At 61.8% G+C, this 19,668-nt stretch carries 20 protein-coding genes and 1 tRNA gene; 6 read left to right on the top strand and 15 right to left on the bottom strand.

Annotated features, from left to right (window positions below; genetic code table 11):
• The first annotated feature begins 211 nt into the window (after positions 1–211).
• Positions 212–288, top strand: a tRNA-Pro gene (locus tag F1609_RS11940).
• Positions 289–815: 527 nt separating this feature from the next.
• On the top strand, positions 816–1,337 hold the full coding sequence (locus tag F1609_RS11945) for a PEP-CTERM sorting domain-containing protein (protein ID WP_167076649.1): 522 nt from the start codon (positions 816–818) through the stop codon (positions 1,335–1,337).
• 494 nt (positions 1,338–1,831) lie between these two features.
• On the opposite strand, the gene F1609_RS11950 is transcribed toward F1609_RS11945, so the two are convergent.
• From F1609_RS11950 to F1609_RS11970, 5 genes are all read right to left on the bottom strand, one after another.
• On the bottom strand, positions 1,832–2,380 hold the full coding sequence (locus F1609_RS11950; protein WP_167076650.1) for a hypothetical protein: 549 nt from the start codon (positions 2,378–2,380) through the stop codon (positions 1,832–1,834).
• Positions 2,381–2,884: 504 nt separating this feature from the next.
• Positions 2,885–3,166, bottom strand: coding sequence for a hypothetical protein (locus F1609_RS11955; RefSeq protein WP_167076651.1), 282 nt, complete (start codon positions 3,164–3,166; stop codon positions 2,885–2,887).
• On the bottom strand, positions 3,163–3,771 hold the full coding sequence (locus tag F1609_RS11960; RefSeq protein WP_167076652.1) for an ATP phosphoribosyltransferase regulatory subunit: 609 nt from the start codon (positions 3,769–3,771) through the stop codon (positions 3,163–3,165). The genes F1609_RS11955 and F1609_RS11960 overlap by 4 nt, the downstream gene beginning before the upstream one ends.
• Before the next feature lie 287 nt (positions 3,772–4,058).
• Positions 4,059–4,205: a DUF3606 domain-containing protein gene (locus F1609_RS11965; RefSeq protein WP_167076653.1), complete on the bottom strand. Its 147-nt coding sequence runs from the start codon at positions 4,203–4,205 to the stop codon at positions 4,059–4,061.
• Between the two features lie 890 nt (positions 4,206–5,095).
• Positions 5,096–5,482 (bottom strand): cupin domain-containing protein, encoded by a 387-nt coding sequence (locus F1609_RS11970; protein ID WP_167076654.1) that lies wholly within the window; start codon positions 5,480–5,482, stop codon positions 5,096–5,098.
• Between the two features lie 105 nt (positions 5,483–5,587).
• On the opposite strand from F1609_RS11970, the gene F1609_RS11975 reads away from it, so the two are divergent.
• Complete coding sequence (locus F1609_RS11975) at positions 5,588–6,364, top strand: ADP-ribosylglycohydrolase family protein (RefSeq protein WP_167076655.1); 777 nt, start codon at positions 5,588–5,590, stop codon at positions 6,362–6,364.
• Between the two features lie 114 nt (positions 6,365–6,478).
• Here F1609_RS11975 and F1609_RS11980 read toward each other — a convergent pair whose 3' ends face one another.
• Positions 6,479–9,118, bottom strand: a complete 2,640-nt coding sequence (locus tag F1609_RS11980; protein WP_167076656.1) for a hypothetical protein — start codon at positions 9,116–9,118, stop codon at positions 6,479–6,481.
• Between the two features lie 327 nt (positions 9,119–9,445).
• Positions 9,446–10,279, bottom strand: coding sequence for an SIR2 family NAD-dependent protein deacylase (locus F1609_RS11985; RefSeq protein ID WP_167076657.1), 834 nt, complete (start codon positions 10,277–10,279; stop codon positions 9,446–9,448).
• A 207-nt stretch (positions 10,280–10,486) separates the two neighbouring features.
• Between F1609_RS11985 and F1609_RS11990 the strand changes: the two genes are divergently transcribed.
• Both F1609_RS11990 and F1609_RS11995 read left to right on the top strand, forming a co-directional pair.
• On the top strand, positions 10,487–10,672 hold the full coding sequence (locus tag F1609_RS11990) for a YegP family protein (protein WP_167076658.1): 186 nt from the start codon (positions 10,487–10,489) through the stop codon (positions 10,670–10,672).
• Positions 10,673–10,735: 63 nt separating this feature from the next.
• Positions 10,736–10,942, top strand: a complete 207-nt coding sequence (locus tag F1609_RS11995; RefSeq protein WP_166881929.1) for a hypothetical protein — start codon at positions 10,736–10,738, stop codon at positions 10,940–10,942.
• A gap of 50 nt (positions 10,943–10,992) precedes the next feature.
• Here F1609_RS11995 and F1609_RS12000 read toward each other — a convergent pair whose 3' ends face one another.
• The 8 genes from F1609_RS12000 to F1609_RS12035 all read right to left on the bottom strand — a co-directional run bounded on the left by F1609_RS12000 (position 10,993) and on the right by F1609_RS12035 (position 18,589).
• Positions 10,993–11,442, bottom strand: a complete 450-nt coding sequence (locus F1609_RS12000) for a group I truncated hemoglobin (RefSeq protein WP_167076659.1) — start codon at positions 11,440–11,442, stop codon at positions 10,993–10,995.
• 103 nt (positions 11,443–11,545) lie between these two features.
• The gene (locus tag F1609_RS12005) at positions 11,546–12,943 is read right to left on the bottom strand and encodes a glycosyltransferase family 9 protein (RefSeq protein WP_167076660.1); all 1,398 of its coding nucleotides are present in this window, start codon (positions 12,941–12,943) and stop codon (positions 11,546–11,548) included.
• Positions 12,940–13,506 (bottom strand): D-glycero-alpha-D-manno-heptose-1,7-bisphosphate 7-phosphatase, encoded by a 567-nt coding sequence (locus tag F1609_RS12010; RefSeq protein ID WP_167076661.1) that lies wholly within the window; start codon positions 13,504–13,506, stop codon positions 12,940–12,942. Before F1609_RS12010 ends, F1609_RS12005 begins: the two co-directional genes overlap by 4 nt.
• Positions 13,507–13,527: 21 nt before the next feature.
• Complete coding sequence (locus F1609_RS12015) at positions 13,528–14,277, bottom strand: SDR family oxidoreductase (RefSeq protein WP_167076662.1); 750 nt, start codon at positions 14,275–14,277, stop codon at positions 13,528–13,530.
• A 12-nt stretch (positions 14,278–14,289) separates the two neighbouring features.
• Entirely contained in the window at positions 14,290–15,624 is a 1,335-nt protein-coding gene (locus tag F1609_RS12020) for a glycosyltransferase (protein ID WP_167076663.1), read from the bottom strand.
• Between the two features lie 75 nt (positions 15,625–15,699).
• The gene (locus F1609_RS12025; protein ID WP_167076664.1) at positions 15,700–16,668 is read right to left on the bottom strand and encodes a glycosyltransferase; all 969 of its coding nucleotides are present in this window, start codon (positions 16,666–16,668) and stop codon (positions 15,700–15,702) included.
• Between the two features lie 213 nt (positions 16,669–16,881).
• Positions 16,882–17,769, bottom strand: a complete 888-nt coding sequence (locus F1609_RS12030) for an alpha/beta hydrolase (RefSeq protein ID WP_167076665.1) — start codon at positions 17,767–17,769, stop codon at positions 16,882–16,884.
• 73 nt (positions 17,770–17,842) lie between these two features.
• Positions 17,843–18,589, bottom strand: a complete 747-nt coding sequence (locus F1609_RS12035; protein ID WP_229421837.1) for an AraC family transcriptional regulator — start codon at positions 18,587–18,589, stop codon at positions 17,843–17,845.
• A 182-nt stretch (positions 18,590–18,771) separates the two neighbouring features.
• Here F1609_RS12035 and F1609_RS12040 point away from each other — a divergent pair, with 182 nt between their 5' ends.
• Positions 18,772–19,668: a dihydrodipicolinate synthase family protein gene (locus F1609_RS12040; protein ID WP_167076667.1), complete on the top strand. Its 897-nt coding sequence runs from the start codon at positions 18,772–18,774 to the stop codon at positions 19,666–19,668.

The following is a 19,668-nucleotide window of genomic DNA, read 5'->3' on the forward strand; positions in this document are numbered from 1 at the left end:
TTTAGTTAATTACAACAGTGTTTGAGAAATAGTACATGAATGCGGATTGGATCGTAGTTCTGTACGGAAGCAAACTGAGGGACGGGTCGTGGGTTGGCAACGCGGCGCATGCGGGCGAGTTTGACGTAGCGCAAAGCGGCAACGGGGAGTGTGCGGCGTGCGATTTTGTGTCCCAAAAACGCCAGATGCTCTGATATAATTCGCAACTCGTCGGGGCGTAGCGCAGCCTGGTAGCGTACTTGCATGGGGTGCAAGGGGTCGAGTGTTCGAATCACTCCGTCCCGACCAATAGAATCAATGACTTAGGCCAGCCAGAGAGCTGGCCTTTTTCTTGTGCGCATCAACTGGTAAGCGTTTTGGCAAAAGGATGCTCGACGCCGAAATTTCGGCGGATTGGGACCTTATCGCTACCACTGGTGACTGAGCCATGCGATGCGCGAATTTGCGGTCTGTTGAGTTCGCTCATGGTTCCCCTGCTTCACTGTCCGTTTCATCCGCCCGATTGAGTGCAACCTGGTCCAGATCCACGGCGCCGGCATGGCAAACGCAAGGTATCCGCCATATCCCTCGATATCCCGGCCGCTGGACGCGTTTCTCTTTATCGATGCTGGCGGATAGATCCGGGCGCAATCGCGTGCGCAGGCGTCACGCCGGAGGCCTTGTCTGCCGTTTTGACAGCCGCGTGCGCCAAATCCGTCGACTGTTGCCATCCCAACAATTATCAACGACTGTCGCGTGCGGCTGACAAGGAAAGCTCCATTCTGTAGGTAATCTCGTAAGATGTTATTTCCCTAACAATTTCGACTGGAACCTGAATGATCCGTCACCTCTTGTGTGCAGCGGCCACTGCGCTTTGTCTCGTTCCCGCCCATGCTGCTGTCAAAACCTATGACTGGAGCTTTACCGGCGGTTTCTTGGAGTACGGCTATCCTAAAGAGGCCACCCTTCAAGGCAGCTTCACGGTGAACGACCTGGACGCCAACGGAGCGTTCGACAAGTCAGAGCTAGTGTCGCTCGAGTATGCTGGGCGTGACTTTGTTTCGTGCAGCAGCTGCACGCTCTACAGCTTTGCATGGACACCTGGCCAGGCGCCGGCGTTCTATATCAATAGTTCGTTTAGCGACGGCTATTCGTATCTGAGGCAAACGCTGCACACTGGAGAGAGCTACAGTTTTTTTTACAATTATGGTGAGGGCGAGCCGTACTATGGTGGTGGCGACTGGACGCCCGCTGTTACTTGGAGCGTCACGGCCGTACCGGAACCGCAGACATGGCTCATGCTGGGTGCGGGCGTGTTCGCCATTGGTGCCGCAGCGCGGCGCCGCAAGGCAGTTTGATTCGCAGCCGGACTGAGGAGTCTGGGCAAATCAGACCACAGCACATGTCAATCGCGTGCGGAAGTTACTTGGCTGCCGCATTCGTTTGATATCCACGGGGTCATTTTTGCGGCCACGTGTAAGCGGTTTTGATCTTGGTCGAGCAGCGCCAATCTTCCGAGAATTTCCCCGATTGCATGCCTCGGCATGCCCATACCAGGTAGCCGTTGTTATAGAACTGGTCCCACGCCCAATCCCAAACTTGTTGCCTCGGTGCCAGCGGCTGAGCGCCGCCCATCGCGTACGCGAGCTTATACGCCTGGCTGGCACCTGCCAGCGCAGCTGCGAAGCTCTGCTGCTTCCGGGGACATGGCGCAGCCGCTCAAGCTGGCAACTATCGACACGCTGACGACAAGATTTCTCATTCAATGCTCCGCCCTTGCCATGATTGCGTGTCGTTGCGACTGGGCATTCGCCCGGATTTGACGAGCGGAGCATCTGAATACGGCGCTCGATTACTGCTTTACGAATGCCACATTGTTGACAAGCTTGCGGGAAACCGGGTCGAAATAGCTGGCGATCTGGAAGGCCCGCTTCTCACGTGTTTTTCCATCGTACGTCTGGAACGGACCGGCAATGTGCAATTTGTTTGCTGTAATGTTGAACGACGTATAGCTGGTCGTTTTTGAAATCAGATCAAGCGCAGTCATTTGGGTGGATGGATCAGCTGATTGCAAACTGATCTCGCCGATAGAGAACGTCCCATTTGCGCTGTCTGTCGAAATATAGCCTCCGGTATTGCCAGTGAGAATTACACAACTTTCCGCCTTGTACGTGTAGCTGTTTCCGCTGAACGTCACCGTTTCCCGCTCGCCCATCGCTCCCGAAGAACTGAGGCCGCATGCGCTACCGGTCATCCGCCCATCGGTAGCGGCAATCCAGGTGCCCTCCAAGGCGGTTTTGACGGGCTGTGGCGGTGAAACTGGCCCGCTGCCCCCATCTCCGCCGCCACCGCATGCTGCTAATGACAGGGCGATTGCTAAAAGCGATATAACTTTTTTCATGATTTCCTAATAATTCGGCAAATTTGCGTGCCGTTGCGCTTTATCTTGCTGTTCCCAACGCGGGACACGGGGCATTTGCAGGTGCTTGGTAGTGTTCCGGATCGACCATCCGCAGGCGGCGTTCACGGCGGCGTCCCGCGCATTGATGAGCGCCTGTGCGGACGATAATGCAATCGGGACTGGATCATACCTTCAAGAAACGCAAAAAATCTATTCAAATGTCACATTCGGCAATGTAAAGTGCTTTATCGCAAGTTCGCGACGGCCATGCTATCTACTCGCCGCTGCTTCCTCTGCTTCCGCACAGCCGCAGCACCGAATTCTCGTCAGCGTTTACATACTGAACGCCACCTTGCGGTGGCGTTCAGTTAAATGTCGTAGCGGAACTCGATCACGATGTGCAGCGGCGGTAGTAGCCTTTTACGTAGGTGCCGTTCTTGCGGTAATAACCACTCACATAGCATTGGCCAGTACTCGAAACGACCGGGGCAACATAGGGTGACGCTATTTCGTTCGCAATATCGTTCGCTTCGCAGGGGCGTCCTGGTCGCGATCGAGGTAGGCGTGTCCTTGCGCGTAGAGCGTGAGGGCCATCTGCTTCGTAAGCAAGGCGCAACGGTAAGTTCCGGTGTCAGTGACCTTGGTCGTGTTTGGCGATATAGCGACAATATTGATGATGTCTTTGGCGGCGCTGGCGGGCTTGCCATCGCCGACCAGCAGGGTGACTTCGTAAATGCCGGTCGTGTCAGATGGTTTTCGCGTGAACGCCAGTCGGGAAAAACTCAATCAGGACGTTGACACAGCATCAGTCGATCGAATCCGATTGCAAAACCGATCCCCTGTTTATACGTGCCGCCGCCGACCACCTGTTTCTGCGCTCCCAGCGCCGGCACGGCGATTTCGAATCCGTCGGTGGTGTAGTAATCGAGCCCGCGCTTGACGGCGCGGGCCAGGATGTATTCTTCGGTCTTGAGGCCGACCATCTTTTCCGCAAGGGCGATCAGTTCATCGCGGACGTTGGCGGAATCGGGATTCAATACTTCCAATCCGAATTGAAAGAACTCGCGGTAGCGTCCTTCCTGCGGCCGTTCATAGCGCCAGCAGCGTTCGAAATACCATAGCTTCACGTTCTTCTGGCGCGGATAGTATTTATCGGCGATCAGCTGGACTGTGGCCGTGGCCTCCGGCCGCAGGCACAGCGAGCGGTTTTTCTTGTCCGGGAAGACATACATCTGCCCCAGGATTTCCGGCCCCGCCTTGTCCACATACACGCTTGACGGCTCGACCGACGGCAAGATGATTTCTTCAAATCCCGCCGCTTCGGCGATCGCGATCAGTTGATTGAGCAATGCGCGGCGGTTCTTTGCTTCGTCGCCGGCGATAATGCGCACGCCCCGGGCTTGCGCTTCAATTTTCAGTTCCATGATGATTCCCTATACCTTCGGCGGTGGATTTGCGCTCGTCGCAATCCACCACCGCAAAACAAAAAAGCCCTCGCAGCGGTGCTGGGAGGGCTTTCTCAGTGATAGGGCTTTCAATCACGTAGCAATAGCTCTCCCAGCCGCGGATGCGACACAGCGTGATGGTGAGCGGAATGCTTGATGAAGGTAGTCATGAATTGATCATAAGGCGCTATCGGTGTCATGTCAACAGTCTGGCCGGCTGTTTTGGAATCAGCTTAATGGCCCAATTTGGTGCGCACCGCATCGGCCATCGGGCCGACTTCCTGTACTGCCGCCACCAGCTGCTCTCGGGTAATACCCGGCGCATCGGTCCAGTAGCGCACTTCGTGTTCGTCATGCACATTTTCAATGTGAGTTTTCATCGCAGAAAGACACTGCACGCATATAATTCTCATGGTCCCGAATTGGCTCCCGAAAATGAAAGAGAACAATGAAAAAAGCAGCGGCAATCTTGATGATGGCGGCGATATTTGCAGGTTGTGCGGCGTCCAGTTTCCGGACCGCGCGCGAAAACGCGAATCAGGTCAAAAACGGCATGACGGTGCAGGAAGCGGAAACGATCCTTGGCATGCCGGCCACCGATAAAGGCGTCAATAAAGTCAAATGGCGCCGCGGGAATGCCCAGCGTTATGACGCGACGCCAACCGGTTCGGTCGAGTACAACGTGGAAAACGATATCATCGTGGGTGTTCCCGAAGGCGGCGTATTTGGCCCCCTGGCCCGTCACGCGTTTCTCCAGAAACTCGAGGACGCCAATGCGCTCGCGCGCGCGGAACACGAGGCTAGCGTATCCGCTCTCGCTGCGCGTGCGGCGGAAGAGGCGGCAAAGAGGGCTGCTTCCGACAAGGCGGAAGCAGTGCGGCAGGAGAGGGAAGAAGCACAGGCCAAGGAAGATATCATTGCCCTGGCGAAGGCGCGCGAACAGGCCAACATCACCTGCCGCGACAAGTCAACCTGCGCGAAAATGTTCTCGCTGGGGCAGATATTCATTACCCAACATGCCGATCAAAAGATTCAGGTGGCGACTGATACCGTCATACAGACCTATAATTCGACCGAGAACGGCAATATCGCGGCATCGCTCATCAAGATGCCCGGCAGCGGATCGAACGAGAAAATCACGCTGACCTTAAGCTGCAAAAGCGACGGCAAGGAAATTGCCAAGATATGCCGCGAGATACAAACGCGCCGCTACAACGCTTTCCGGCCGTTTATCGAGCAAATCTCGCTAAATAGCACCGTTGCGCGGCGCTTAACGCGGCGCATTGGGATAGCTGACGATGATCGACAGCGGCTCCTCTCCCAGTTGCCTGATGCCGACCATGGCCCCCTTGTACAGATAGGCGGCCATGCCCGGCGCCAGGCGCGCCGTTTTGCCATCGGAGGTGACTTCTCCCTGGCCGGATAGCACGTAATACACCTCGTCATGGTCGATCCGGTGCAGTCCGATGGCCGCCCCGGCATGCAGCACGCGCTTGCGAAACTCCATGGCGCGCGGCCCCGGCACCGCATCGCTGATGCGGTAGGCCGTGGACATGCCGATGGCCCCGTGCGGCGGCGCTTCGTCGCGCTTGACGTCGTCCTCCCGGACCACGACCATGGCGGGCCCGGCAGCCATTATCAATATTGCCAGCATCATGCGACTGTGCTCCTTGTTATTTCATGGAAAGCGGGTCATCCCGGCCCGCGACTGCATTACAGCACATCCGATCGCCGTACCGTTTCTTTGCTTCAGGAGAACACTATGTTAGGAACAATTGTCGGGGACATTTATGGTTCCGTTTACGAAAAATCATGCACGCCGACGCGCACCTTACCCGCTTTGACAGCGCAGCATCGCTTCACCGACGACACGATTATCACGCTGGCGGTGGCGCAGCATCTGCTGGCGGGAACCCCGCTCAAGGAGGCCTTCCGCAACTGGGTGGCCCATTATCCGGACGCCGGCTACGGCAAGCTGTTCGCCGCGTGGGCGCTGGGGGCGTCCTCCGAGGAACTGGTGAGCTGGGGCAATGGCGCGCTGATGCGCCTGGGACCGGTCGCGGCGCTGGCGCCGGACCTGGCGCAGGCGCGCCGCATGGCGGAAGACATCACGCGCTCGACGCACGGCCATCCGAGCGCGATGCAGGCGGCGGATAGTTACGTGCAGCTGCACTGGGCAGCCTTGCATGGCGCTAGCAAGGACGATCTGCTGGCCTCGTGGAAAGCCGGCGGCGGCAGCGTCCACGCTGTCGAGGCGCAGCACCAGGCCGGTTCCCCGATGCGCGTGCGCGCCGACGATACCCTGGAGGATGTGATGAGCTGTCTTGCGGAAAGTGATGACATCGATACGCTGCTGGCCGCATGCCTGTATCACGGCGGCGACAGCGACACCATCGCCGCGACCGCCTGCGTGCTCGGTGAGGCGCTGTGGGGGGTGCCGCAGACGCGGGCGGCGGCGGTCGCGCCGTTCCTGGACGAACGGGTTGGGGCGGCGCTCGCGCAGCTTACCGACGCCATTGGCAAGGGCAAGGGTTCGTAAGACAGAGAAAGCGTTGCGACACGTATTGCCTGTGCATCTCTTCGGGGAAATCACCTTACCTTGAAGCCGGGTAGTCGATTGCCCCGCGCGGCAATACGCGCGGGGCAACTGGCTTTATTGCAAAGCCATGTTGTACTTCATGACCCTATCTTCGTTAATGAAGTAGATATTGCCGTTTGCATCGGCTTTCAGCGTCCCCGATGCCCCGGTGCGTACCGTTTCGATGCTTTCAGGCCGACTGATGTTCACGCGATAAATGCTTGTGCGATCCGGATCGGTTGCGGAAAAATACACATACCCGTTGGATTCGACCATGCTGCCCGCATTCCATGCAATGTTGAAGAGTTCATATGAGAAACCTGAGCCGATCTTGAGCTTTTTGACGACTTCTTTCGTGTCATGGTCGTAAATGAGCACAGTGTCTTCCGCTAATATCCAGATTTGCCGGTTCACCTTCAGCAGAGCGGTAATCGCTCTTTTGTCCCAGCTCGTCTCGGTAACCAGTCCTTTAAATTCCACTTTCTTAATAGCAAGGGACTTTGGCTCAAATGTGAACAGCTTGGCAAAGCCAGGGCTTTTCTGATTGTCGATATCGCGCCAGACGGACGTTCCGCCGTACACCACATCATCGATCCTGGCGAGCGCCAGAATTGAATGCCCCGTAAAGGGTTCCTTCATAACATTCCAAGGGGAGAGCGCGCCAACCGAGTACATCGCCAGGGCACCTTGCTCGTCCTTCTTGGGAACGGTTGCAATCACCAGCCGGTCAGCTTCGCCCGACGTCGTCGCTTCCATGGCGAGCATGGCAAACGGACGGTTTTGACCATATATAGTGCCAAGCTGATCGCTTACCGTCTTGCCCTCGCCCAGCAGCCCATCTGGCTTCAGTGGAAAGGATTTGATGACCGCTCCGGGATACCCGCCAATATACAGATTGCCGCCGAGTATCGCCATTCCTTCGGCCTGAAGGTGTTCCGGTACCACCACTGGCGGATTGGCTGTTCCGTCACCGATGCCGATGGCGCCGTTGACAAACCCCGATGAATACGTCTTGCCATTATGCACAGCGAACGTGCGAATTCCCGAGGCCGTCATCGGTGCATCGAAATCGGTCGACTCTCGCGTGGCGTCATTGACGGGCGTGTAAAGATCAGGCAGATTGAACCGGACGATCTTGCCCTTGTCCAGCACCGGCTCACGCAGAACCGACACCAGCTTGGTAGGGGCGTCAAACGGTGCATACGCGAAGGCGGCCGCTGCGCTCATCTGAATCGCCAGCGAGGTCTCTTCGCCAGTGTCGACGCGATAAGAGGAAAGGTGGGTTCCCTCTTTGCTGCCGCCGGTGCCGAGATCTTTTGTGTAAAACACGGTATTTCTACAAGGGGAAGGGGACACGGTACTGTTACACGAGGGCGACAGGGCACTGATGCCGATCGAGTTGATGTTCGCCACCGCATTTCCCGCGCTCTCGCCCTTGGTGTCCAGTACCACGGTGTCGTTGGACTTCCCGGTCAGGCGAACAAACAAGCGGTTCTTGAGCGGGTCCGGGTTCTTGATGAAGTCGGTATAGTAGGCATAGTCTTTGGCCGGATCGATGCGCATAAGGTCAGTCAGGCCGCTTCCATCGACCGCACTTTTGTACAATCTGGCGGGATTGCCCATGCCCCAATACACGGTGCCAGGGATGGCGGTCTCGCCGGAATCGACGGCCAGCGAGCGTACGTGATAGCCGGTCGCGGTAACGCCGTTCTTCGTTGGCAAGTTCAGCATGGTCACACCCTTACCCGGACAATATTTGAATCCGTCGGTCTTGGTGTTCTCCTTGTCGTCCTTCTCTTTATCAGGCGCAAGTCCTCCGTAGATGCATTTCTCGGGGCCGGTTTTAAGCGACCAGATTGTCCGGGTTCCACTCACCGCCTTTTTGAATTCCCAGATCTTTTGTGGCGCGGGATCCGTCATGTAGGCGTACCTGTAGAGCTTGCCGGATGCCGTACCAAAGTAAGCGGCGCTATCGGCGCCAACGACCATGCTCCAGACGTCCTCATTGCCAAGTTTAAATTCGTTATATATCTTGCCATCCGAGACGCGGTAATAGGCGAATTTTGCCGGGTTGCCGTTGGCGGCGACGTAGAGTGTATTACTGTCAATTGCCGCTGCGGAGACGCGGGCGGCGAACGCCTGCTGCCCTTTGTCCTCCAAAGCGATTTTGCTCATGACCACGTTGTCGACGTACGCTGTCACCTCACTGGTCGCTTTCCCCCGAACCACAACTTTGACGGTAGCGGTGCCAGCCGGAGCGATTGCCGATACCTTGACGCTACCCCATGTCTTTGCAGGCCCTGTCAGGTAAGACCACCTTGTCCCAGTACTGATCAGTCCCTTGTTGGAATCGTAGAACTCGATCCCCAGCGCCATATCATCCTGCCCGGATATCGCGTCGCGCTTCATCATTGCCGACGCTGCAATGAACTGGCCTGGCAGGATGTTTTTTACCTCGTCGGTTGCCGTTTCCGTGATCCCGTTGTCGAGCTTCAGTTGCAGGCACCGCGTTGCACCACAGGCGGTTGCCCCGGTGGAACCCCATGTCAGGTTTTTGCTTGCTATCCAGGGATCGATGCCGGCATCGAACGTGCCGTTGCTCAAGCCGAGGTTGGTAGCGGCATACGCGAACGGCATGCTGAGTAGAACGGTGAGTGGAGCGAACGCGGCGATGCGCAACTTGGGTAAACGGGATGGAAGGGATCGACGCTTCATAGGGCTTTCTTGTCAGGTGGAGAGCAGCAGGTCGCGTCAGCGATGTGCTTGCTGATGGCTAAGGTTGCAAGTTTGACATAATCGACTGATGAGTGCGCCTTACATCCTGAAAGCGTGACTTTAATGCAACTGCGCCTTGGCGCAAGTCCTTGACAAGCGCTTCAGTTCATTGAATTTTGAGCAAGTCCACGGCAGGGGCCGGCATGGCGGCACGTCGCTGTCGAGGCAGGCAGCGATGCGACACGATCGGGGCAGCGGTCGGCGCCCCGGCGCATTGCCGATGCCCGCAAGGTCACCCACGCGGGCATCATGGGACTGTCGTCCTGCTTACAGCGACTCCATCGCCGCGGCAATCCGCGCAATGCCTTCCAGCGCACCGAGCGCAATCCCGATGTCGCGCGCCAGGCCGACCGTCGACTCGCCCGGATTGACGCGGATCAGCGGGCGGTCCTGGGTTTCGCCGAACACCCGCACCGAGGGAATCCAGGTGCCCGCGCCCAGTTCGATGATGACGGCGCGCTGCTGGCGCGCCAGCCAGGTGTCGAGGCGCTGCTCCTGCTGGTCGGCATAGTTGGAATCCCACAGGCGGTCGCCGAACATCAAGATGTTGGGCCGCGCGATGTCGCCGCAGTGGGGGCAGCGCGGCAAGGCGCAGGTCAGCAGGCATTGTTCTTCGTCGATCACGGGCAAGAACGCTTGCGCGGACCAGGTCGGATGGCCGCAGTCGCCCAGGCATTGCAGCTTTTCGATGCTGCCGTGACACTCCACCACGCGCTCCTCAGGCATGCCGCTGCGCTGGAATTGTCCATCGACATTGCTGGTGAAGACGAAGGCGCCGTTCGGCAGGCGCGCCGCGACACGGTTGAGGATGCCAAAGCCCGCGTGCGGCAGCGTGCGCCGGTATAGTTGCAGCCGGTGCCCGTAAAAGCCCCAGGCCAACTCAGGGCGCTCGCGAAAGGCGCGCGGGTTGGCAATCTCGGTGAAGCGCAGGCCGTGCTTGCCCAGGGCCGGATAAGCGTTCCAGAAACCCTTATCGCCGCGAAAGTCGGGCAAGCCGGAGTCGATGCCCATGCCGGCGCCGGCCGTAATGACCATGCCGTCGCACTGGTCGATAAGGGAGGCCGCGTCGGCGCAAGCCTGGTCGAGAGAGGAGTTCGTCATACCGCACTTCTTGAAAATGGAGAGGCACTATTCTAAAGCGTGAGCCCGCCGTCCACCGATTCCGCGCCAATCGCAATGCCAATGCGCAAAATTAATATCGAGAAATTGGGTATGCGTTTGATGCAGCTCTAGTCATTTATTGAACTAATCAGAATGCCGGGTATACCGCTCTGTAACACTGGAATCTCACGTCATGGGAGGTTCATCATGTATTTCGAAATCTACCAAACTCAATCCTCGGAAAAAGCCCGCAAAGAGTGGCGCTGGCGCCTGAAGGCTAAAAACAACGAAATCATTGCCAGCGGCGAGAGCTACAGCTCGCGCGCGAAAGTGCTGGCTGCGATCGAGTTGATCAAGTCCGTCACTGCGCGCACCAAGATTGTCGAGGGTTGATCCGCCGTGGCATGCGGACAAGCTGCCGCAGCGGCTTGTCCCTTCTTCTTCAAGGAGCTTATGATGCAAAACAATAATTGCCGCCAACTGGATGTAACCAGGGAAATTCCACGGTCGGTTCCGCTGACCCTGCGCGAACTGACCGGCCGCCGTGTGCGCGTAGTACCGTTCGGCGCCCTGATCACCCAGGAGTTCATCGCCGGCCGTGTGACCATTTATCTGAATCAACAGAACCTGGTCCGTAACGTGGTGGTCGAAACCTGCGACTGACAGTGACACTGTGCCGCAGGCCGGGGCGTCGCCTGGCGCCCTGTTTCCCCCTATTTGTTCAACACCTCGCCGGACAGCTTGTCGAGGATGGTTTCCAGCTCTTCACGGTCTTGTCTGGCAACGCCACGGCGGATCAGGGCCTGGTCCACATACCCCCCCATCACCTGCAATTCTTCGCTGGTAAGCGCCATGCCGCGATGCGCCAGCGCCATCGAATCGCCTTCGTACTTGCAGGGCCCGCCGCTCAGCGAACACATGTGCGACACCACGCTGGCCTTGAGCCTGACCAGGTTCACGCCCTCGAAGGTGCGCCTCGAACGTGGGTCGATGGATACCTTCGAGACGAAATCGTCGACCACGGCGGTCAGGTTTTGCAGGCCGCCCAGGCGCTCGAACAGCGAGGTCCTGGACGCGAGGGGGACGGTAGGCGAGCAGGCGCTGACGCCGGACAAGGCGCTTAAGGCGAGCAGGGCCGTGGCCCCGGCGGTGCGAATAGTCATGGAATGGGCTCCTGATTGTCTGCATTCATCCTAACATTGCCGCCGCGCCGGGCTGTTCCGCTTTGATTGCGCGTCGCGTACGCGGGCAATCCGGCGCCCAGGCCTATACTCGCCGTTTTCCCCTGACAGTGAGAACACGATGAGCGATTCCGAGGTAAAAGTCATGCTGAGCGAAATTAACAGCGGCGCAGGTGCGAATGTGCTGAACGCGCACCGGGCCGCCGTGACCATCGCCCAATACATGCAGCTGTGCGAGGGCTTGCGCGGCATTATTCCCGATGGGGAAGTGAGCCTGGTCGCGGCAAGGCTGACCGCTGGCATTGTCGCCAATCCCGGCTTCGCCTTGTCGACCCAGTAATAGCGCCGGGCCGGCCGTGTGCGGGTCCGCTGAAGGTCCGGTCGATGACGAGCGGTAATGCCTGGTCGCCCCCATCAGGCTGCACACCGCGTCCACCACCGCGCCCGGCGCCACCTTGCCCAGGCAGTCGTGATGTCCTTCCGGGCACACGCTCTTGTAGCAGAAGCGGCACGGCACGTCGTGGAACAGCAGCCGGCTCTCCACCTGCCACGGCGTGTGCTGCGGATTGGTGAGCGCGTACAAGGTGGCCAGCGGCGTGCCGAGCGCCGCTGCAATATGCGCCGGACCGGTGTTGTTCGACACCACCACCGTGGCCAGGCGGATCGCCGCGCCCAGCTGGCCCAGGCCGAGTTGGCCGGCCAGCGAATGGGTGGCCACGCCGCAACCGGCGCGTATGCCCTCGATCAGCGCCGCCTCGTGCGCATCCCCGGTCAGCACGATCGGGCAGCCGGTGCGGCGCGACAGCGCGCCGATGACGTCGGCCCAGCGCTCGGGCGGATAGCGGCGCGACGCCGCGCTGGCGCCCGGATGCATGAGAATCCACGGCCGCCCGCGCCGGATGCCGCGCTCCTCTAACATGCGGCGCACCGCCATCAGGTCGTGCGCGCGCAGCGCGAACTGCATGCGCGCATCGGCGCTGCGGCAGCCCACGCTGGCGACCAGGTCGCGCTGGCGCTGCACTTCATGGCGGATCTGCGCGCCGGGCTCGTCGTCCAGCACCCAGTGCGAGAGCATGCGATACGGGTTCTCGCGGCAATGCCCGAGCCGCAGCGGAATGCCGGCCATGTAGCACATCAGGGCGGCGGGCAGGGCGCTCTGGCTGAAGGAGGTGAATACGACGGCGGCGTCGAAATGGCGCTCGGCAAGCTGGCCGATAAAATCGCTGTCGGCCGAGGGCGGGTGGGGCGCGCCATGCGACGCGCCCGTTTTCATCCACGGCGCCGCATAGGTGATGACCGCGTCCACATCGTCGAGATAGGGCGCCAGCGCCGTGCCGCTCGCCGAGCTGAGCAGGGTGAGGGTGCGGCCGGGCCGCGCCTGCCTGAGGGCGCGCATCGCCGGGGTGCACATCAGCACGTCGCCCATGGAGTCCAGGCGCACGCACAGGATGTTGCGCGCATCCATCCACTGTGGCGCGCTCATCGGCGATCCTCGTCGTGCTTGACGATCATCACGGCCGCCGCGTACAGGTCGGTGGCGATGCGGGTCGGCACGCGGTGCGGGCCCAGCTGCCACTCGGTTTCGTTGCCCTTGTCGATCAGCAGGGTACGGCAGCCGGCGCGGTTGCCGGCCTCCACATCATGCAGGATGTCGCCCACCATCCACGAGGCGCCCAGGTCGATGCCATGCTCGCGCGCGGCGCGCTGCAGCATGCCCGGCATGGGCTTGCGGCAAGTACATGCCATGGCGTACGGCGCCACCTTGCCGTCCGGATGGTGCGGGCAATAGTAAAAGCCGTCCAGCGCCAGTTGTTCGCGGAACAGCAGATCGGCCAGGCGCCGCTCGATGCAGCCCATGGCGTCTTCGCCAAAGTAGCCATGCGCAATGCCATCCTGGTTGCTGATGATGAAAAAGCGGTAGTCGAGGCGCGCCAGCAGGCGCAGGGCCGCCCCGGCGCCGCTGCACAGGGTGATGCGGCGCGGTTCGGCGTTGTAGGGCACATCGTCGACCAGGGTGCCGTCCTTGTCCAGGAAGATCGCTCGCATGATTGAACTCGCTCTCATGGTCTAGGGCCAGGAAGTTTCTTGCATCGGCAGCACGGTGATTTCGGCCACCACGCTCCCGGGCGGCAGCAGCAGGACCGAACGGATCGCCTGGGCCACGTTCATCGGGTCTTGCAGGGTGGCCGCGTCGAGGTCGGGAAAACGGTCGAGCAGGAAGGGCGTGCGCATGCCGCCGGCGATCACGGCCGTGACCTTGATGTTGTACGGCCGCAGTTCGGCGTGCATGGCGTGCGACAGCCCCAGCAGGCCCCACTTGCAGGCATGGTAGGCGCTGGCGTTGGGCCAGGCCCGCTTGGCGGCGGTGGACGCGACGTTGACGATGTGGCCGCCGCCGGCGCGGCGCATGTGCTGCGAGGCGTATTTGGCCAGCAGGAACGGCCCGTTCAGGTTGGTATTGATGACGCGCATCCATTGCTGGGGCGTCAGCTCGGCCAGCGGCAGGGTGACGTCGGTGCCGGCGTTGTTGATCAGCACGTCGAGGCGGCCGAAGCGGCCGAGCGCCGTGCCGATGGCGTGCTCGGCGCTGGCCGGGTCGCCCACGTCGAAGCCGAGCGCATGCACGCGCACGCCATGTTCGCGCAGGATGTTGGCGCTGACGGTGGCCATGTCGTGGTTGATGTCGGCGACGATGAGGTCGGCGCCGGAGCGGGCCAGCAGCTGGCACAGCGCCGCGCCGAGTCCGCTGGCGCCGCCGGTGACGAATATAGCCTTGCCGCGCAGGTTGGGCGGTTCGTGAGCAAGTTGATCGGACATGGAGCAGTCCTCCTAAGGGGTGGGGAGATGGGAAACGCTGCACACGGCACGCGCGCCGGGCGTCTGCTGGCCGACCACGTCGGCGTAGATGGCGGCCGCCTTGTGCGCCACCTGGCGCCAGGTGTAGTGCTCGAAGGCGCGCCGCATGCCTTCGTCGCCCATGGCGGCGGCCTGTTGCGGGTCGCGTTGCAGCATGGCCAGCTTGTCGGCCACGGCTTGCGGGTCGCGCGGCGGCACCAGGAAGCCGGTCACGCCGTCCTGCACGGTGTGCTTGATGCCGCCCACGGCCGCGCCGATGACGGGCCGCGCGCACGCCATCGCCTCGACCGGGGTGATGCCGAACGGCTCGTACCAGGGCGTGGTGACGAACACGTTGGCGGCGCTGTACCAGTAGCGCAATTCGGCGCGCTCTTTGCGGCCGGTAAAGTGCACGTGCGCGCCGATGCCCAGGTGCGCCGCCAGCGCGCGCAGGCGCGCCAGTTCCGGCGTGTCGTGCCAGGCGCCGGCGGCGGCGTCGCCACCGACGACCAGCAGTTCGGCGTCGATGCCATGCTGGCGGCGCAGCAGCGCCAGGCTGTGGATGACCGTGTCGATGCCCTTGCGCGGCACCAGGCGCCCGAGTTGCAGGACCAGGAACTTGCCTTGCGTGAGCCCGAGCTTGTGGCGCGCCAGGCGCATCGGCAGCGGCCACAGTTCCTGCGGGTCGAAGCCGCAGGGGGCGATGTCGATGCGCTTGCCGGGTGCGTCGTAGAGTTGCTCCATGTCGAGCCGGTCTTGCGGGCATTCGGCGATGATGCGGTCGGCCTGGCGCATCAGGCTGTTTTCGATTTGCAGGCGCGACGGCGGAAAGGCGTCGGCCGCGCCCTGCGCCCGCAGCCGCACCTGGCCGAGCGCGTGGAAGGTGATGACGAAGGGAATCCCGAGCACTTGCTTCAGATGGCGCGCGACCATGCCCGACATGAAGAAATTGGCGTGCGTCACGTCGTACAGCGCCACCTGGCGCCGCGCGAAGCGGGCCACGAAGCGGGCGAAAGTGTCTATGTAAGGCAGCATCTTTTCCTTCGGAACATAGTGGGCCGGGCCGGCCGGCACGTGGATCACCCGGATATTGCGGCGCCAGTGCACCAGTTGCTTCTGGCCGATGGCGTCGCGCCGCGTAAAGACGTCGACCAGGTAGCCGGCCAGCGCCAGCTCGCGCGCCAGGTGGGCCACGTAGACGTTCTGGCCGCCGCTGTCGACGCTGCCGGGCGCGGCCAGCGGCGACGCGTGCTCGCTGACGATGGCGATGCGCTTGACCGCGCCGCTGCCTGCGGGACACGGGTCCGGATGTAATTCACCAAGTAACATGCCAGCTCCTTGTTGTTGTGCGTTGTTTTTGCGTTGCATCTGCGTCGATGGTGGTGGACGAACCAGTCGCTAGCGCTACCCGTGCAAGGGCCCGCGCGCCAGCCCGGTCACGTGGCGCAGGGCACGGTCCCAGTCGTCGCAAAAGCGGCCGATGGCAAAGCGTTCGCGCGCGCGCTTGCGCGCCTGGGCGCCGAGGGCGCGCGCCAGCGCCGGGTTGCGCCCGAGCTCGTGCATGTGCCCGATCAGGGTGGCGAGGCGGGTATCGATGAAGCCGGACTCGCCGTTGTCGATGACGCTGGTCATTTCGGTGGTGGCCAGCGCCACCACCGGCATGCCGATCATCATCGCTTCGATCACGGCCAGGCCGAGGCTGGTGTAGCGGATCGGATTGAACAGGTAGCGGTAGCTGGCGGCAAAGGCCGGCAGCCTGGCGTGCTCGATCTCGCCCAGACCGCCGAGCTCCTGCGCCGCCATGCCGACCAGTTCGAGCGGCACGTCGGCGCGCGCTGTTTCGAAGATGTCGGCGCCGAGGCGCCGCCCGCGCTGCGCCAGGTGATTGATGACCACCAGGCCGCAGTCGAGCTGGCCGCGATAGTCGATGCCATCGGGTACCTTGACGCCGTGCTCGATGACGCAGGTGGGCGTAGCGCCGCTGTCCCACATGAGGGCGTTGAAATGGGTCACGTGCACCAGCAGCACCTCGGGCGTGTCAACCAGGTGGCGCGTGTCGGTGGGGTGCTGGCGCGGCGGGTCGTGTTCTATATAGATGCGCGGCAGCGCGCGCTGGCTGGCGCTGAGGAATTCGTACTGGTCTTTCTCGTACTGGGCGTCGTCCTGGAACACGATGCAGTCGAACTGGTGATGGCGTGCTTCGGATACCGGCATGTCGTGCACGTTGTCGCCCCACGGCATGTTGCCGGTGCGCCCGCCGTAGCCGGGCGGGCGGCCCGGTTTCGACAGCACGTAGAAATCGTGCGGCGCCTGGCTGAGGTAATAGAGATAGCTGCCGTGGGTGTGCCAGGTCAGTACTTTCAGGCGGCGCATGGCGGCCTCGCGTGCGGGTGCGGATCGGGTGTGGTCGACGTCATGTTGCCTCCCTGCGAACGGTGAGCGATGAGAATGGTTCGATTCGCAGAGGGTGGCCGAGTTCCTGCTGTATCGCGCAGGTTCAATCCAGATCAAGTCCTGGCTTGATGGGGGCGGGGAAGGGATTCGTTAAGTCACTATCTCGTCGTTCCTGCGGGAACGACGGACTTGTCAGTTGGCCTTGGCAGGCGGTGCAATCCGCCCGGCATCGCTTTTCACGAACTGCTCCACGCTATCCAAGGTCGGGGCCAGGAAGCGCAGCGGGGCGGCGATCGACGCCACCAGGGTGGCATGGCTCACCTTGTCGAAATACAGTTCCTGCACCGCCACATCCTTGCTGCGCAGCCTGGCCGCCATGGCGCGCGTGTTGCGCACCGGGTCGACCAGCTTGTCGTTGTTGGCGGCAATGAGCAACACCGGCGGCGTGCCGGCCCTGGCGTGGTTGATCGGCTGCGATTCGGGCGGCGTATCGGGAAAGTGAAATACCGGTTTGGTGACCGGATTTTCAATCGGCAAAAAGTCATACGGCCCGGCCAGCCCGATCCAGCCGCGCAGCGCGGCCGGCTGCATGCCCTGTTTCGCCAGCCATTGCGCGTCGAGCGCCATCATCGCCGCGTTGTAGGCGCCCGAGCTGTGGCCCATCACGAACAGGCGCTTGGGGTCGCCGCCATAACGCGTAATCTCGCGCACGGTCCAGGCCACCGCACGCGCCGAATCGTCCAGGAAGTCGGGATAGCTCACTTCCGGATGCAGCCTGAAATCGGGAATCACGGCCACCATGCCGCGCGAGGCCAGGGCCCGCCCGACGAAGGCGTAATCCTCGCGCTCGCCCTTAGTCCAGTTGCCTCCCAAGAAAAACACCACCACCGGCGCCGACGCGCTGGCGTCTTCCGGCGAATACACGTCCAGCCTGTGGCGGGCGTTGTCGCCATACGCCAGGGCGCTGCCGCTGCGCAGGGCGCTGCCGGGCGAGAGGGCGTTGAGGGTGGGCAGTGGCGCGCAGGCGGCCAGGCCGCCCAGCAGGATGGCGCCGAGCAGGGCCGCGTGCAGTTTCTTCATGGTCATCTCAAATGGTTTAATGTCAACCCATTATATCGACGGGGTAAAAACAGCCGTGTACGCTTGAGCTCGCTTATTCCCCGCGGCAATGCGCGCGGTATTGGACCGGACTCATGCCCGTATGCGCCTTGAACTGGCGGCTGAATGCGCTGTGGTCGGTGTAGCCGCAGGCATACGCAATTTGCGCGATGCTGTTCTTGCTGCCCGACTCGATCAGCGACATGGCCGCGCCCAGGCGCGACTGCAGCAGCAACTGGCGCGGCGAGTAGTGGAACACGCGCTGGAACAGGCGCTCCACGCGCGAGAGCGACAGGCCGGCATTGCTGGCCAGTTCTTCCATGCTGACGTTGGCGTGGTAGTTGGCGCGGATGTGGGCGGCGATGTCGGCGATCTTGCGGTAGACCGGATGCAGTTCGTCGGCCAGCCCCAGGTCTTGCGAGGTGCCGGCCAGGCCGACGATGGCGCCGTGCTCGTCGCGCAGCGGCGTCTTGTGGGTCAGGCACCAGCCGCGCGCGCGGCTCGGGTACAGGTGCAGTTCGAGGTGCTTTTTCAGCGCCGTGCCGCTGTCGATCACATGCCGGTCCTGCGCCAGGTAAGTTTGCGCCAGCAGCGGTGGATAGACTTCGAGCGCGGTGCGCCCGATCAGCTGGTCCTTGCTGCGCAGGCCGCAGCGCCGCACCAGCGCGTTGTTGACGGTGAGGTAGCGTCCCTCGCGGTCCTTCACGAAGAAGACCAGGTCGGTGAGGGCGTCGAACAATGCCTCAAGCGAGGCCAGTTGCACCGCGCGGATTGGCGGGGCCGCGCAAAACAGCGCACTCATGTCCATTCGGGGTTATCTCCAGTTCGGTCGCAATGCGCTAGTATAAATCGGCCGCCCCGAAAAAATTGTGCCGATTTGAGCCTTTTCACGCTCGACCATCCATCAAGACCGCGGGCGGCGACAGGACTAACCTGACTGCTTCCCGTAACCGACCGGCGCGCCGGAGAAAGCAAGGTACCCCCATGTGGCAAGGTGTGATTCCCGCTGTATCGACCAAGTTCAATGAAGACGGTTCGCTCGATATGGGCGAAATGGAGCGCTGCTTCGCGTTGCAGATGGAGGCCGGCTGCGATGGCCTGATCGCCTGCGGCTCGCTGGGCGAAGGCCCGATGCTCTCGCACGACGAGCGCATCGCCGTGCTGCGCCTGGCCAAGCAGGCCAGCGGCGCCAAACCGGCCCTGCTGACGGTGGCCGAAGCGGGCACGCGCGAAGCCTGCGCGCTGGCCGAAAAAGCCGCCAGGGCCGGCGCTGACGGCCTGATGGTGGTGCCCAGCACGATCTATCACAGCAACCACCGCGAAACCATGGTCACCCTGCGCGCCATCGCGGCGGCGGGCGACCTGCCGGTTATGCTGTATTCGAACCGGCTGGCGTACCGGGTCGACGTCACCACCGACATGCTGGAAGAACTGGCCGACGACGCGCGCTTCGTGGCGGTCAAGGAGTCGTCCGACGATATCCGCCGCAGCACCGAGATCATCAACCGCCTCGGCCAGCGCTACGACCTGTTTACCGGTGTCGACAACCTGGCGTTCGAAGCGCTGGCCGTCGGTGCGGTGGGCTGGGTGGCCGGGCTGGTGCTGGCCTTCCCCAAGGAGACCGTGGCCATCTACCGCCTGATGAAGGAGGGCCGCCAGGCCGAAGCCCTGTCGATCTACCGCTGGTTCCGGCCCTTGCTCGACCTGGATGTGTCGACCTATCTGGTGCAGAACATCAAACTGGCCGAGGCCATGGCGATCGGCTCGACTGAGCGGGTACGCGCACCACGCCTGCCGCTCGAAGGCGAACAGCGCACGCGCGCCGAGCGCATCATCCGCGCGGCCATGGAAACGCGTCCGCAGCTGCCAAGCTTCGCTTGA

The sequence above is a fragment of the Massilia aquatica genome, from assembly GCF_011682045.1.
Taxonomy (GTDB): Bacteria; Pseudomonadota; Gammaproteobacteria; order Burkholderiales; family Burkholderiaceae_D; genus Telluria_A; species Telluria_A aquatica.

Excerpts from the sequence above, each read along its gene's own strand:
- F1609_RS11945 (WP_167076649.1), top strand. The coding sequence starts at position 816 with ATGATCCGTCACCTCTTGTGTGCAGCGGCCACTGCGCTTTGTCTCGTT.
- F1609_RS11950 (WP_167076650.1), bottom strand. The coding sequence starts at position 2,380 with ATGAAAAAAGTTATATCGCTTTTAGCAATCGCCCTGTCATTAGCAGCA.
- F1609_RS11965 (WP_167076653.1), bottom strand. The coding sequence starts at position 4,205 with ATGAAAACTCACATTGAAAATGTGCATGACGAACACGAAGTGCGCTAC.
- F1609_RS11970 (WP_167076654.1), bottom strand. The coding sequence starts at position 5,482 with ATGATGCTGGCAATATTGATAATGGCTGCCGGGCCCGCCATGGTCGTG.
- F1609_RS11975 (WP_167076655.1), top strand. The coding sequence starts at position 5,588 with ATGTTAGGAACAATTGTCGGGGACATTTATGGTTCCGTTTACGAAAAA.
- F1609_RS11980 (WP_167076656.1), bottom strand. The coding sequence starts at position 9,118 with ATGAAGCGTCGATCCCTTCCATCCCGTTTACCCAAGTTGCGCATCGCC.
- F1609_RS11985 (WP_167076657.1), bottom strand. The coding sequence starts at position 10,279 with ATGACGAACTCCTCTCTCGACCAGGCTTGCGCCGACGCGGCCTCCCTT.
- F1609_RS11990 (WP_167076658.1), top strand. The coding sequence starts at position 10,487 with ATGTATTTCGAAATCTACCAAACTCAATCCTCGGAAAAAGCCCGCAAA.
- F1609_RS11995 (WP_166881929.1), top strand. The coding sequence starts at position 10,736 with ATGCAAAACAATAATTGCCGCCAACTGGATGTAACCAGGGAAATTCCA.
- F1609_RS12000 (WP_167076659.1), bottom strand. The coding sequence starts at position 11,442 with ATGACTATTCGCACCGCCGGGGCCACGGCCCTGCTCGCCTTAAGCGCC.
- F1609_RS12005 (WP_167076660.1), bottom strand. The coding sequence starts at position 12,943 with ATGAGCGCGCCACAGTGGATGGATGCGCGCAACATCCTGTGCGTGCGC.
- F1609_RS12010 (WP_167076661.1), bottom strand. The coding sequence starts at position 13,506 with ATGCGAGCGATCTTCCTGGACAAGGACGGCACCCTGGTCGACGATGTG.
- F1609_RS12015 (WP_167076662.1), bottom strand. The coding sequence starts at position 14,277 with ATGTCCGATCAACTTGCTCACGAACCGCCCAACCTGCGCGGCAAGGCT.
- F1609_RS12020 (WP_167076663.1), bottom strand. The coding sequence starts at position 15,624 with ATGTTACTTGGTGAATTACATCCGGACCCGTGTCCCGCAGGCAGCGGC.
- F1609_RS12025 (WP_167076664.1), bottom strand. The coding sequence starts at position 16,668 with ATGCGCCGCCTGAAAGTACTGACCTGGCACACCCACGGCAGCTATCTC.
- F1609_RS12030 (WP_167076665.1), bottom strand. The coding sequence starts at position 17,769 with ATGAAGAAACTGCACGCGGCCCTGCTCGGCGCCATCCTGCTGGGCGGC.
- F1609_RS12035 (WP_229421837.1), bottom strand. The coding sequence starts at position 18,589 with ATGAGTGCGCTGTTTTGCGCGGCCCCGCCAATCCGCGCGGTGCAACTG.
- F1609_RS12040 (WP_167076667.1), top strand. The coding sequence starts at position 18,772 with ATGTGGCAAGGTGTGATTCCCGCTGTATCGACCAAGTTCAATGAAGAC.